Origin of the sequence: Micromonospora sp. NBC_00821 (assembly GCF_036347035.1) — a bacterium.
Lineage (GTDB): Bacteria > Actinomycetota > Actinomycetes > Mycobacteriales > Micromonosporaceae > Micromonospora > Micromonospora hortensis.
In genome coordinates, this window is record NZ_CP108880.1 from 6,996,671 (window position 1) to 7,009,752 (window position 13,082).

Here is a 13,082-nt window from a genome sequence, read left to right on the forward strand (position 1 = left end):
GCGGGTCCTGGGACGCCGCTCTCATCCACCGGGCGCGCCGGGCCCGGCCGCCATCCCGATCTTCGGACGAACCGCCCGCTCAGCCGTCCTTGCCGCCGCCCGGGTCGGGGCAGAGTTCCCCCTTCGGCCCGCAGTCGCCGTCGTTCGGCCCGCCGGGGCCGGGGCCGCCCGGCCCGGGATTCCCACCGTTGCCGGGCGGTCGGGTGGGCGAGCTTCCGGACGCGCCGAAACGGACGTACCCGATCTCCCGCCCCTCACCGATGATCATCCCCTGTGACCCGACGGCGAGGGCGTTCGCCGAGGTGCGCAGGGCGGCCAACTCCCGGCCGGTGCGTGGGTCCAGTGCCGCCAGCCGGGACGGCTTCTCGTCGGCCACCACCGCCGCGTACGGGGTGAGCGCGGCCCCGGCCTTGCCGCTGGCCTGCCGCGTCCAGAGCACCTTCTCGGTGCCCAACTCGCGGGCGATGACCGAACGTTTGTCGGCGGCCCGGAACACCGCCGAACGGTCGTCCACCGCGATCAGCTTGGTGCCCGGCTCACCGACCCAGAGCAGCCGGCCGTCGTACCCGTCGATGACCGCCTCGCGGCCGTCCGGGGCGACGCCGATCAGCACGTTCCGCGCACCCTGCGGGTCCTCGCGTTGCACGCAGCCGGCGGAGTCGGCGGTGCGCAGGTTGATCCCGGCCCGCTGCCAGGCTTCCTGCCCGGTGGCCGAGTCGCGGGCGGAGATGGCGAAGTAACAGGTGCCGTCCTGGGAGCGGGCGGCGATCCGCAGCAGCCGGCCGCCCACCACGGAGAGCCGCTCCTCCCGGCCGGGCTCGACGTTCTGCAGCACCCGGCCGGTGGCGGTGTCGACCACGTGGACCCGACCGTCGACCGGGAAGCCGAGCAGCGGTGGCGCGGCCTCCGCCCCGGCCACGCCGTCGTCGATCCGGGTGGCGGTGAGCCGACGGGTGCCGCGCAAACCCGGGTTGTCGGCGAGCAGGCCGCTGTGCACCCCGGGCAGGAAGGCCGTCCAGAGCGGCGCCGTGCCACGCGGGTCCCAGGCGCTCAGGGTGCAGTCGGTGGCGTCCGTGCACCTGGCGTCGAGGAGCAGGTTGCGGTACGTCCAGACGGCCACCGCGTCATCGTCACGCCGCCGGGTCACCCCCGTCGTCGGGTCGAGCAGCTCGTACCCCTTGACCAGGAGCTTGCCCACGGCCACTACCGGGTCCCGGTCGCCGCCGGCGACCGCCGCCCAGTCCGCCTTGCGCTCCCAGAGTTGGGCGCCGGTGGCCAGGCTGCGAGCCTCGACCCGGGTGCGCTGCTCGACCACGACGGCGTCGCCGGCGATTGTCACGCTGCGCGGAGTGCCACCGACCCGTTGCTGCCAGACCACGTCGGGCTCGGAGATGGGTTCGCTGCGGTCCACCCAGTCCCACAGGCCGGGGAACGGGTTCCACACGCCTGTCGCGGCGAGCGCGACGACCACGGCGAGGCCAAGCAGCAGCCCACCGCGCACGCTCCCCTTCGCCACCCGCACACCGTAGCCACGATCACGGATCTTCCGTACGCCCGCGCCGCCGTGTCGCCGCGCTTTCTGCGCTCGGAGGTGTTACAGCGTCCTTCCCTCGGACCGAACAGCACTGCGCACCAGCGGAAGCGTGCGGTAGGGGATCTGCTCGGCCAGCGCGATGATCGTCGAGGCGCGGGTGATGCCGACGGACGACACGATCTGGTCGATGACCCGTTGCAGGTCGGTGTTGGAGCGGGCCACGATCCGGCAGAGCAGGTCGCTGGAGCCGGTGATGGTGTGCGCCTCCAACACCTCGGGGATGGCGGCGAGGTGAGCGGTGACCGGGTCGTGGCCGTGCCGCTGACTGATCTCCAGGGTGACGAAGCTGGTCACCCCGAACCCGATCGCGGCCGGCGCGATCTCGGGGCCGAAGCCCTCGATGACCCGCCGCTCGACAAGCTTGTCCAGCCTCGCCTGCACGGTGCCCCGGGCCACCCCGAGCCGCCGGGAGCACTCCAGCACCCCGATCCGCGGCTCCTCGGCGAGCAGTTCGATCAAGCGCACATCGAGCGAGTCGAGCTGTACATTCTGCTCACCATTCATGAGTGAGCACCATACCGAATGCGCAACCTGACCAGCATTTCCGCCAACAGTTGCCCACTCGATGCCGGGCCAGCGATCCTCGCCACAAGAACCGACCACGGCGGCCCACAAGGCCGGCCGGTACGCGAGGGAGCCCACCATGACCCAGGCGATCGACCGACCCCAGTCGACCGAGGACGTCGACGTCGACCGGCTCGTCGGCGCTGTCGACCACGACATCAGCCACGACCCGTTCCCGGTCCGGGGCCTCGACCACGTGCACTTCCTGGTCGGCAACGCCAAGCAGGCCGCCCACTACTACTCCACCGCCTTCGGCATGACCTGCGTGGCGTACCGCGGCCCCGAGCAGGGCTACCGGGACCACGCCCAGTACGTGCTGACCAGCGGCTCGGCCCGGTTCGTGCTGACCGGCGCGGTGCGCCCGGACGCCGAGGGCGCCGAGCACGTGGCCCGGCACAGCGACGGGATCAGCGACATCGCGCTGGAGGTCCCGAACGTGGACGCCGCGTACGCGCACGCCATCGCGCAGGGCGCCGCCAGCGTCGTCGAGCCGCACGAGGTGACCGACGAGCACGGCACGGTCCGGATGGCCTCCATCGCCGCGTACGGCGACACCCGGCACACGCTCGTCGACCGGTCCCGCTACAGCGGCCCGTTCCTGCCCGGCTTCGTGGCCCGGGGCCCGATCGTGGACCGGCAGCCGATGATCGACGCCGGCATCCAGCCGAAGCGCTTCTTCCAGGCCGTCGACCACGTGGTCGGCAACGTGGAGCTGGGCCGGATGGACGAGTGGGTCGAGTTCTACAAGCGGGTGATGGGCTTCTCCAACATGGCGGAGTTCGTCGGCGACGACATCGCCACCGACTACTCGGCGCTGATGAGCAAGGTCGTGGCGAACGGCACCCGCAAGGTGAAGTTCCCGCTCAACGAGCCGGCGATCGCCCGCAAGAAGTCCCAGATCGACGAGTACCTGGAGTTCTACCAGGGCCCGGGCGCGCAGCACATCGCCGTCGCCACCAACGACATCCTGGCCAGCGTCGACGCGATGCGCGCGGCGGGCCTGGAGTTCCTGGACACCCCGGACTCGTACTACGACGACCCGGAGCTGCGCGAGCGGATCGGCAAGGTGCGGGTGCCGATCGAGGAGCTGAAGGCCCGCAAGATCCTGGTCGACCGGGACGAGGACGGCTACCTGCTCCAGATCTTCACCAAGCCGGTGCAGGACCGTCCCACAGTCTTCTTCGAGCTGATCGAGCGGCACGGCTCGCTGGGCTTCGGCAAGGGCAACTTCAAGGCGCTCTTCCAGGCGATCGAGCGGGAGCAGGAAGCCCGCGGCAACCTGTAACACTTGCGAGCGTGACGCAACCTCCGTCGTACCCGACGCCGCCGGCCGGTGGGCCCCGACCCACCGCCGGCGGCTTCGCGCCGCAGCCCGGCCCACACCCCCACGGGTACGCCGCGCCGCCGCAGTACGCCCCACCCGGGTACGCCCCGCCGCAGTTCTACGGCGGACCACACCGACCGGTGGCCCCGCCCCCGACGCTGACCCCGGGCGGACAGCCGCTGGCCAGCTTCAGCGATCGACTGCTGGCCATGTTGCTCGACGCCGCGGTCTTCATGGTGGTCGGCCTGGTGCTCGCGGTGCCCGCGGCGATCATCTTCCTCGTTGTCGTTGCGCCCGATCTCGCCCTGTTCGCGTCGGACGGCTCGATCCGCGAGCCCGACTATCTCCGTGAACTCCTGCTGCCCCTGCTGTGGCTGGACCTCGGGATCATCGCGATCTCGCTCGTGCTCGCGTACGTCTACTACGTCGAGATGATGTTCAAGACCGGCCAGACCTTCGGCAAGAAGATGATGAAGCTGCGGATCGTGCCGCTGGACCCGACGCGCTCCCTCGACCGCCGGGCCGCCGCGAAGCGGTTCCTGGTGCAGCAGTTCTCTGGCTTCGTCCCGGGGCTGAGCTACCTGGACGGGTTGTGGCAGCTCTGGGACAAGCCGTGGCAGCAGTGCCTCCACGACAAGTTCGCTCAGACGGTCGTCGTTAAGGTGTCCCAGTGAGCGAGCGCAGCGAGCGAACCAGCAGGCTCAGTAGGGTGGCGCCTCGCGCCGTCGCGAAGCGAAGCGGAGCGATGGCGTGAGCGTTCAACCTGGTTGGTACGTCGACCCCGCCGACACCGAGACCCGGCGTTACTGGGACGGCGAGGGTTGGCTCGGTGCGCCCATTCCCGTCGACGCGACCCCGCCGGACGGTCCGCCGCCGGCCGAGCCGCCGCCCGCACCGGTCACCCCGGCCGCGCCCGGGGCGTCGACGACCCCCGACTCGGCGACCGGCGCGCCGGGCTGGTCGCCCCAGCAGGGCCCACCCCCTGGGTACGGCCCGCAACCGGGGCACGGCCCGCAACCGGGGCACGGCCCTGGCTGGGGACCCCAGGCTGGCCCTCCCGGTTGGGGTCCGCAGGGCGGTCCGCCGGGCTGGACCCCGCCGGGCGCCCCTCCTGGCTGGGCGCCGCCGGCCGGTCACCCCGGCTGGCCCGGACGACCGCCAGAGCCGCGACCGCACGGCCTCAGGCTGGCCGGCTACGGCCGTCGGCTGGTCGCCCGGCTGATCGACTTCGGCCTCGTCTTCGCGCTGAACGTGGTTGTCAACGGCTGGTTCGTCTGGCGCTGGGCCCAGGAGTGGGCGCCGTACTGGCAGGAGGTCTTCCAGCGCGCGTCGCGCGGCGACACCTCCGCCGACGGCCTGCCGATCCCCAGTGAGCAGGCCAACTCTCTGCTGGTGGCGATCCTGCTGATCGCCACCGCGCTCTGGCTGGCGTACGAGGTGCCGACAATGGCCTCCGGCGGGCAGACAGTCGGCAAGCGGGTGATGCGGATCCGGGCGGTGCCAGTGGCCGCCGACCAGCCGCTGGGCGTCCGCCGGGCGCTGAGCCGCTGGAGCACGCTGGGCCTGCCGACTCTGCTCTGGTACTGCGCCGGGCTCGGCCTGGTGCTGCAACTGGTCGACGCCCTCTCCCCCCTCTTCGACCATCCCCTGCGCCAGGCGCTGCACGACAAGCGCGCGCAGACGGTGGTCGTCGAAGTCCCCCCGCACACCGATACCGCCCCCTCGAACGACCGTAACCAGCCCTCGGGAGACACCCCATGACCGACTCCGGACGTCACCAGCCGGCGCTGCGGCTGACCCGCGTCGACCTGGACGCGCTGCCCAGCTACGTGCCGGGGCGCAGCCCCGCCGACCTGGCCCGGGAGTTGGGCCTGCCGGAGGCCATCAAGCTGGCCAGTAACGAGGTGCCATACGGGCCACTGCCCGGCGTGGTGGAGGCGGTCACCGAGGCGATCACCACGTCGCACCGCTACCCGGACATGGGTGTGGTCGCGCTGCGGGACGCGCTGGCCCAGCGGTACGGGGTGGACGCCGACCGGATCGCCACCGGCTGCGGTTCGGTGGCGCTGGCCGAGCACTTGGTGCGCGCCACCTGCCTGCCCGGCGACGAGGTGCTCTACTCGTGGCGGTCCTTCGAGGCGTACCCGATCATCGTGGCGACCAGCGGCGCGACCAGCGTGCGGGTGCCCAACGACGCCGGGCACGGGCACGACCTGACGGCGATGGCCGCGGCGGTGACCGACCGGACCCGGGTGATCTTCGTCTGCAACCCGAACAACCCCACGGGTACGGCGCTTCGCCGGGCCGAGCTGGACCGGTTCCTCGACGCCGTGCCGGACGACGTGCTGGTGGTCATCGACGAGGCGTACCGGGAGTTCGTCACGGACGCGGAGGTGCCGGACGGTCTCGACTACCTGGACCGGCCGAACGTGGCGGTGTTGCGCACCCTGTCGAAGGCGTGGGGGCTCGCCGGGCTGCGAATGGGCTGGCTGGTTGCCCAGCCGGTGGTGGCGGCCGCCATCCGCAAGGTGGCGACCCCGTTCTCCAGCAGCACGGCGGCCCAGGCCGGGGCGCTCGCGGCGCTGACCCAGGTGGTGGAGATGGAGCGCCGCTGCGCTCTGGTCGTCGCCGAACGGGACCGGGTCACCGAGGCGCTGCGCAAGTTCGTGCCCGACGTGCCGACGAGTCAGGCCAACTTCGTCTGGCTGCCGTTGGGCGAGCGGGCCGTGGCGTTCGGCAAGGCGTGCGAGGCGCGCGGGGTGATCGTGCGGCCGTTCGCCGGGGACGGGGTCCGGGTCACGATCGGCACCCCGGCCGAGAACGACGCGTTCCTGGCGGCTGCGGAGGCGGCGCTGACCTGAGCACCGAACGACCTACTGTGACCAAGTGATGACACATGGGTTGTTTGTCCGTTTTAGCATCTCGTTGCCCCTATCTTCCGAAGTAGCCAGACGTGCCGAGGATCGCGTCCGGCTCACTTCGAGAACGGGGTAAACCACAGTGCGTACTGCCAAGATCTGTCTTGCCGGGGCGGCCGCCGCGGCGATGGTGGGCTTCCTCGCCACGCCGGCCGCCGCCGCGCCCACCGACACCACCACCGTCACCTTCGAGGTACTCGCCGGCACCCTCGACATCGACGCGCCGGCCGCCGCCGACCTCGGTGACGGTGCCCCCGGTGGGGTCATCACCGGCCAGCTCGGCGTGGTGACGGTCACCGACTCACGAGGCGCCGCCGACGCCTCCTGGGTCGCCTCGGTGACCGCGAGCGTCTTCCAGACCGGCGGCGGCTCACCGCCCGAGACGGTCCTCCCTGAGGAGATCGACTACTGGTCCGGCCCGGCGACGGCCACCACCGGCACGGGCACCTTCACGCCGGGGCAGGCCACCGCCGGCGACGCCCAGCCGCTCTCCAGCGTCACCCCGCTCACCGCGTTCACCCACAGCGGCGGCACCGGCGGCAACACCGCCAGCTGGAACCCCACACTGGACGTCAACGTCCCGCTGGACAGCATCGCGGGCGTGTACACCGGCACGGTGACACATTCGGTGGCGTAGCCGCCGGGGGCGGTCGACCATCGCGGTCGCCCTCGCCCTGTTCTGCCTCGCCGGTCCGGGTCTGTCGACCCGGGCCGGCGCGGTCGAACCGGAAGCGGGATCGGACGACGGCACCATCGGGATCCGGTTGCTGGAAGCCCCGACCGAGCGCCGCAACGACCCTCGGGCGCTGCGCTACATCGTCGACCACCTACCGCCGGGCACCACCATCAAGCGGCAACTGCTGATCGTCAACCGCACCGACCAGACCCGTCGGGTCGACGTGTATCCGGCGGCCGCGACCCTGGAGGACGCGGCGTTCCGCTTCGGCGAGGGTCGCGCCGAGAACGAGCTGACCTCCTGGGTCACCCTCGACGAGCGCTCGGTCGAGCTGGGACCGTGGGAAGAGACCCGGGTCCGAGCGAGCGTCACCGTGCCGCCGGCCGCCTCCCGGGGCGAGCGGTACGGGGTGGTCTGGGCATCCACCGCCTCAGCGCCCCGGGCCGGCGGCGAGATCATGCAGGTCCACCGGGTCGGAGTCCGGATGTACCTCGACATCGGGCCCGGAGGCGAACCCGCCTCCGACTTCTCGATCGGCGAGGTACGCCCGGCCCGCAGCCCCGAGGGCGAACCGTCGATGACCGTCCAGGTCACCAACACCGGAGGCCGTGCCATCGACCTGACCGGCGCTGTCACCCTGAGCGACGGCCCGGCCGGCAGTCGGGCCGGCCCGTTTCCGGTCGGGCAGGGCGTCACGCTGGCGCCGGGCGCCTCCGGGCAGGTCATCGCCCGACTCCCGACCACGTTGCCGAACGGCCCCTGGAAGGCGGAGGTGAACCTGGAGAGCGGCCTGGTGAAGCGAAGCATCACCGCGCGGGTCACGTTTCCCGACGCTGGTCAGGTCGGCAAACGGGGCAGTGTCGTCTCCCGGATCCTCTCCGGGTGGACAGCGGCGGCGGCAGTCGTGGGCCTACTGCTGATCGTCGGCCTCGCCATGCTGGCCCGCCGTTCCCGCCGGTCCGGTCGGCCTCCCACCAGCCGCCCCAGGGAGCGCACCCCGGCCAACCGCTGACTGCGCAGTGCAGCCCGACCACCGGCTGCGGCCGGCCTGTCAGCTCGGCCGGCTGCGGCGGGGTTTGTCAGCTCGGCCGACTGCGGCGGGCGGCGAACCACCCGGCGACGAGCAGGGCTGCGCCCAGCACGGCGAGGAGCAGCACCGACCCGCCCGACCCTGTGACCGGCAACTCACCATGACTCGGTGTGGGCTGGGGCGGTGCCGTCGGTGTGGACGTGGGTGGCGGCTGGGTCGGGGGCGGGGTCGGCGACGCCGGCAGGATCTCGAAGGTGACGCCGGTGTCCGCCGAGGGCTCGGCCCGGACAGCGCCGAACCCCCGCGCCGAGGCGGGGTCGGCGGCCAGCACCGGCGACACCGCCAACGCCAGGCTCGCGGTGGCGGCGAGCGCGCCACCCACGAGGTAGTTGGCTGTTGTCCTGGCCATGCGCCGACCCCTTCCACCGGAAACCTGAACCGTGAAAAACGTACCCTTTCACGACAAAGGGAATGGAATGGTTGGGTGTTTCCGAGTCCCAAGACGCCACGATCAGGTGGCGGCCAGAATCACCGTCTCGCCTGTGTAGTAGTAGCGCCGGTCGTCGCCGGTGGGGTCGACAGGCCTTCGGAGCCGCTCGATCGCCACGAACCCGTCCTCGGCCGTCACCGCCCCGGGTGCCCAGCCGGTCCCGTCCGAGCCGACGTTGAGAACGAAGCGGGACAACTGCCTACCGGTCACCGGATCCAGCGTCACCAGATCGTTCGCCTCGGTCAACAGGTGCACCCGGCCAGGTTGCCCAGCCAGCACCCGGGCCGTGCCCAGGCCCGGGGACCGCCACAGCTCCGTGCCCGTACGCGCGGATCGACCCACCACTACCCCGTCGAGCACGGCGACGGACTGCTCACCGACCAGCGCGGCGTCGGCCGGGTCCAACGCGGGGGCGGCGACCGGCGACCCGGCAGCCAACAGCCAACCCCGACCGCCCTCGTCACCCGGCCCGGCGGTCCGCAACCCCAGACAGTCCGACCCGCCGGTACGACAGCCGAGCGGCGTCACCACGAACCCGTCCGGGCCGCCCGGCGGGCGCCAACGCTCACGTACCTCGCCCGTCGCCGCGTCCCGGAACTCGACAGTGGCCGCCCCGGCGCAGGTGTCCAGACCGATCAGCAGCCCGGTGGCGCTGGTGCCGACGTCGCTACGACACCTGCCCGGCAGGTCGACCCGCCACAGCTCCCGGCCGCCGCTCAGCTCGATCCCACGCGCCTGGGTATCCCCGGTCACCACCAGCACGACCCGCCCGTCGGGAAGGTCGGTGAGCTGGAGCCCGGGCGCATCCCAGACCGCCGCCGCCCAGGTACGACGCGCCGGCGCCGTGCTCCCGACGGGCTCCGGGCCGTCGGCTCGCCAGAGCACCCCGCCGGTCCGGGCGTCCAGTGCGACGAGGTGCCCGTCGGACCAACGACTGACCACGGTGCTGCCGCTGGCCACCACCCCGGTCAGCTCCGCTGGCCACCGCCGGTACGACCAGTACGGGCTGGTCCGGTACCGCCCGTCCACCGGCCGGTCAGCGTAGACCTGGCGGTGTGCGGCGTACACCCGCAGTCTCCCGTCGACGATCAACGGGGCGACCGGCAACCGACCGATCACGCCGGCAGCAGGTCGGGCCGGGGCCGGATAGTCGGCCCGCGCCACAGTGCTCACCTCTGCCGGTGCGAGGACCCGGTGGACGATGACCACGACGGCCGCCGTCGCGAGCAGCGCCGCGACCGCGATCGCGAGCCGTCGCCGGCCTCTCGGGAACCTCATGCCGCACCTCCGCCCGGCACCCTACCCAGCGGAGGGGGCCGGACCCCGTTCAGGTCATGGCGAGGGCTGAGCGCCTGGCGCTCAGGCGGCTTCGACGGAGCCGGTGGCACCGGCCGCGACGGCAAGGTCGGCGAGATCACGCCAGAGCGCCGCCTCGACCGCGCGTACGGCCAGCCCGCCGAGCAGCAGCGCCACCACCCGACCGTACGGAGCTGTCGGCACCGCCTCGTGGGTGACGGTGACCGCTGTGCAGCCCCGACGGCGGCGGCGGACCGGCCGCAGGCTCCAGGTGATGCGGTAGTCCGCGCCGGTGCCGGAGGAGCAGAGCACCAGTCGCTGCGGCGCGAGCGCCTCGACCACCAGGAACTCCTCGGTCAGCGTGCCGCCACCCGGCTGGATGCGTTCCTCGCGCCAGGAGGTGCCCGGCCCGAACGAACCCGGGGTGAGCACCTCGATCGGGCCGGCGGCGGTCAATCGGGCCGCGCGGCCGGGCAGGTCGGTCAGCAGACGCCAGACGTCGACAGCGTGCGCCTCGATGATTCCGGTAATCGCCACCGTCGACATGACACCCTCCCGTGTCCTCGACGGTACGCGGAGTGAGGGCGGGACGGGGCCCCCGGAGCGGAATTTTCACCACCCGGGGGCCACGCTGTCCGATTGGGCGGTCGCCTCGGCACCGGTCGTCGTCGACCGGCGCCGAAGCGCCGGTCAGCGCTCGAAGCGACCGGCCCGAATCGCGCCGATGAACGCTGTCCACCCCGGCGGGCTGACCGCAAGTGTGGGACCGGCCTGGTCCTTGGAGTCGCGGACTCCGACCAGACCATGGACGTCGACCAGGTTGTCCGCCACTTCCACGCAGAGCCCCTGGTCGTTTGAGCGGCTGCTGGTACGCCAGACCGCGCCCGCAAGATCGTGCATCGTCGTTACCTCCGTGTGCGTCGGGATTGCCCCACCGCTGGCGGCCGAGCGGAGCCCGGCTCGGATTGCGCGGTGTAGCAACGGAATCCGGACGATCAACGGATCAACCAGGGCCGGTGATCGCACAGCCGGTGCGATCACGGGTCCCGTGCACGAGACGGATGGCGGTTGCCCGCTCAGCGGGCCGGGCGAACCGTGCCGGATACCTCACCGAGGGCGATGGTGGTGCCGTCCGGGCCGGGGGCGGTGGCCGTGATGGTCACCGTGTCGCCGTCGTCCAGGAAGGTACGGCTCTCGCCGCCCACAGTGACCGGCTCGGCGCCGCCCCAGGTCAGTTCCAGGAAGGAGCCGACCTGCCCTCGGTCCGGGCCGGAGACGGTCCCGGAGGCGTACAGGTCACCGGTGCGCAGCGAAGCCCCGTTGACGGTGAGGTGCGCCAACTGCTGGGCGGGGGTCCAGTACATGGTGGCGAACGGGGGTTCGCTGACCTGGTCGCCGTTCCACTCGACCGCCAGGCGCAGGTCCAGGCCCAGGTGCGGCACGTCCCGCAGGTAGTCCACCACCGGCGGGTCCTGGTCGGGGGCCGGCACGAAGGCGTCGGCGAGGGCGTCCAGCGGCGTCACCCAGGCCGAGACCGAGGTGGCGAACGACTTGCCGAGGAACGGGCCGAGCGGCTGGTACTCCCAAGCCTGGATGTCCCGGGCCGACCAGTCGTTGACCAGCACCACCCCGAAGACGTGCTCGGCGAAGTCGTCCACGGAGACCCGATCGCCCAACGCGCTGGGTACGCCCACCACGAAGCCCACCTCGGCCTCGATGTCGAGGCGTACCGATGGGCCGGTGAGCGGGCCCTCGGCGGAGGCCCGCTGCCCGGTCGGCCGGGTCACCGGCGTGCCGGAGACGACCACGGTGCCGGCCCGCCCGTGGTAGCCGATCGGCAGGTGCTTCCAGTTGGGCAGCAGCGGCGGCTGGCCGGGGCGGAAGATCTGCCCGACGTTCGACGCGTGGTGCTCGGAGGAGTAGAAGTCGACGTAGTCGGCCACCTCGATGGGGAGCAGCAGCTCCACGTCGTCGAGGGCCACCAGCAGTGGCTCCACCGCGTCCCGGTGCGCCGGGTCGGTGAGCAGCTCGGTGATCCGCTGCCGTACCGCCGTCCACTGCGGACGACCCAGGGCCATGAAGTCGTTGAGCACGGGCCGGCACAGAGTGCCGGCGGCCAGCACCAGCTCGGCGGCCTCGGCCGCCGCGAGGTCGAGGACCCAGGACCCGATCCGTACGCCGATCCGCGACGAACCCCCGTTCTGCCGGAACACCCCGTACGGCAGGTTCGTCACCCCGTACGGCGAGCCGTCGGCGCCGGTCACCCAGGTCATGCGTCGTAGCCCCCGTTCACCAGCCCAAGCCGGATCAGATCGGTCAGTGGTTCCAGAATGCTGCACGAGCCGAAGCCCACCCACAGGGGGCGAGGCCCGCCCAGCCGTGCCGTCGCGCGCTCCACCAGGGGGCGCGGGTCGACAACGGTCAGCAGCTCGGCGACCGAACGCACACCGTCACCGTCGGCGGCTGCCAGGGTCGCGGCCAGCACGTTCGCGTAGCCGTGATGGGTGAACCCGGTCTCCGGGTCCAGGTGTCGGATCGCCTGGTGCAGCCCGGCGGTGAGCTTGAACGGCAGGCCCCGGTCCCGGCAGGCGCAGATCACAGTGGCCAGCTCGGTCGGGGTGGGGAAGAGTTCGGCGGCCAGGCCGCCGGTGCGGAACTTGGCCGCGATCGGCACCCCGTCGGCCCGCGCGGCGACGAGCGCGTCCAGTGCGCCCATCAGCCCGAAGGTCAACGGCAGTTCGGCGTAGACGGCCTCCACACCCGGTAGCGCGTCGGTCAGCCGCAGCAACTCGGCGATGCCGGGCAATGGGTCCTCGCCGCGCTTGGCGACCGCCACCTCGACCTGACGCGCGGTGACGCCATCGGGGGCGAGAAACGACAACGCGAACGGCAGGTTCCCGATCCCGGTGTCACCGATCACGCCGACCACCAGGCCCTCGCCCGGGTCGACGAGACCGCTCAGCTCACCGGCGGCCACGTCCGACGCGGGGATCAGCAGCGGGCCGACCAGGTCGGCGTACCAGGCGGCGCGGTGTTGGCGGTGGGCAGCCAGGGCGTCGTGCAGCGCGGCGCTGCCCGGTGGGAAGACGGCGGCGTCGTCCACCAGGCCGTGGAGGAGTGCTGGCACCTGCGTTGACACGGAATAAGAATGTACGGGACGCTACGAGGAACGGACAACAGCGTCCGATTA

At 72.2% G+C, this 13,082-nt stretch carries 14 protein-coding genes; 6 read left to right on the forward strand and 8 right to left on the reverse strand.

Annotated features, from left to right (window positions below; genetic code table 11):
* Positions 1 to 79: 79 nt before the first annotated feature.
* Positions 80 to 1,522, reverse strand: a complete 1,443-nt coding sequence (locus tag OHB44_RS32100) for an outer membrane protein assembly factor BamB family protein (protein WP_442932639.1) — start codon at positions 1,520 to 1,522, stop codon at positions 80 to 82.
* A gap of 72 nt (positions 1,523 to 1,594) precedes the next feature.
* Positions 1,595 to 2,098 (reverse strand): Lrp/AsnC family transcriptional regulator, encoded by a 504-nt coding sequence (locus OHB44_RS32105; RefSeq protein WP_266304279.1) that lies wholly within the window; start codon positions 2,096 to 2,098, stop codon positions 1,595 to 1,597.
* 139 nt (positions 2,099 to 2,237) lie between these two features.
* Here OHB44_RS32105 and hppD point away from each other — a divergent pair, with 139 nt between their 5' ends.
* The 6 genes from hppD to OHB44_RS32135 all read left to right on the forward strand — a co-directional run bounded on the left by hppD (position 2,238) and on the right by OHB44_RS32135 (position 8,088).
* A complete protein-coding gene (gene hppD / locus OHB44_RS32110) occupies positions 2,238 to 3,443 on the forward strand; it encodes a 4-hydroxyphenylpyruvate dioxygenase (protein WP_238686989.1) in 1,206 nt (401 codons plus the stop codon).
* An 11-nt stretch (positions 3,444 to 3,454) separates the two neighbouring features.
* The gene (locus OHB44_RS32115) at positions 3,455 to 4,156 is read left to right on the forward strand and encodes an RDD family protein (RefSeq protein WP_266304278.1); all 702 of its coding nucleotides are present in this window, start codon (positions 3,455 to 3,457) and stop codon (positions 4,154 to 4,156) included.
* Positions 4,157 to 4,232: 76 nt separating this feature from the next.
* Positions 4,233 to 5,243, forward strand: a complete 1,011-nt coding sequence (locus OHB44_RS32120; protein WP_330439163.1) for an RDD family protein — start codon at positions 4,233 to 4,235, stop codon at positions 5,241 to 5,243.
* Entirely contained in the window at positions 5,240 to 6,343 is a 1,104-nt protein-coding gene (gene hisC, locus OHB44_RS32125) for a histidinol-phosphate transaminase (protein WP_330439164.1), read from the forward strand. Before OHB44_RS32120 ends, hisC begins: the two co-directional genes overlap by 4 nt.
* Positions 6,344 to 6,482: 139 nt before the next feature.
* Positions 6,483 to 7,037, forward strand: coding sequence for a hypothetical protein (locus tag OHB44_RS32130; RefSeq protein ID WP_266304276.1), 555 nt, complete (start codon positions 6,483 to 6,485; stop codon positions 7,035 to 7,037).
* Positions 7,038 to 7,164: 127 nt separating this feature from the next.
* On the forward strand, positions 7,165 to 8,088 hold the full coding sequence (locus OHB44_RS32135) for a hypothetical protein (RefSeq protein ID WP_330439166.1): 924 nt from the start codon (positions 7,165 to 7,167) through the stop codon (positions 8,086 to 8,088).
* Positions 8,089 to 8,155: 67 nt separating this feature from the next.
* Here OHB44_RS32135 and OHB44_RS32140 read toward each other — a convergent pair whose 3' ends face one another.
* The 6 genes from OHB44_RS32140 to OHB44_RS32165 form a co-directional block, all read right to left on the reverse strand.
* Positions 8,156 to 8,515: an LPXTG cell wall anchor domain-containing protein gene (locus OHB44_RS32140; protein ID WP_238686995.1), complete on the reverse strand. Its 360-nt coding sequence runs from the start codon at positions 8,513 to 8,515 to the stop codon at positions 8,156 to 8,158.
* A gap of 102 nt (positions 8,516 to 8,617) precedes the next feature.
* Positions 8,618 to 9,874, reverse strand: coding sequence for an outer membrane protein assembly factor BamB family protein (locus OHB44_RS32145; RefSeq protein ID WP_238686996.1), 1,257 nt, complete (start codon positions 9,872 to 9,874; stop codon positions 8,618 to 8,620).
* Positions 9,875 to 9,955: 81 nt separating this feature from the next.
* Positions 9,956 to 10,438, reverse strand: a complete 483-nt coding sequence (locus OHB44_RS32150; RefSeq protein ID WP_330439167.1) for an SRPBCC family protein — start codon at positions 10,436 to 10,438, stop codon at positions 9,956 to 9,958.
* Positions 10,439 to 10,582: 144 nt separating this feature from the next.
* Positions 10,583 to 10,792: a DUF397 domain-containing protein gene (locus tag OHB44_RS32155; RefSeq protein WP_030327888.1), complete on the reverse strand. Its 210-nt coding sequence runs from the start codon at positions 10,790 to 10,792 to the stop codon at positions 10,583 to 10,585.
* A gap of 176 nt (positions 10,793 to 10,968) precedes the next feature.
* A complete protein-coding gene (gene fahA / locus OHB44_RS32160; protein ID WP_330439169.1) occupies positions 10,969 to 12,165 on the reverse strand; it encodes a fumarylacetoacetase in 1,197 nt (398 codons plus the stop codon).
* Positions 12,162 to 13,031 (reverse strand): hypothetical protein, encoded by an 870-nt coding sequence (locus OHB44_RS32165; RefSeq protein WP_238686999.1) that lies wholly within the window; start codon positions 13,029 to 13,031, stop codon positions 12,162 to 12,164. The genes fahA and OHB44_RS32165 overlap by 4 nt, the downstream gene beginning before the upstream one ends.
* Positions 13,032 to 13,082 lie beyond the last annotated feature (51 nt).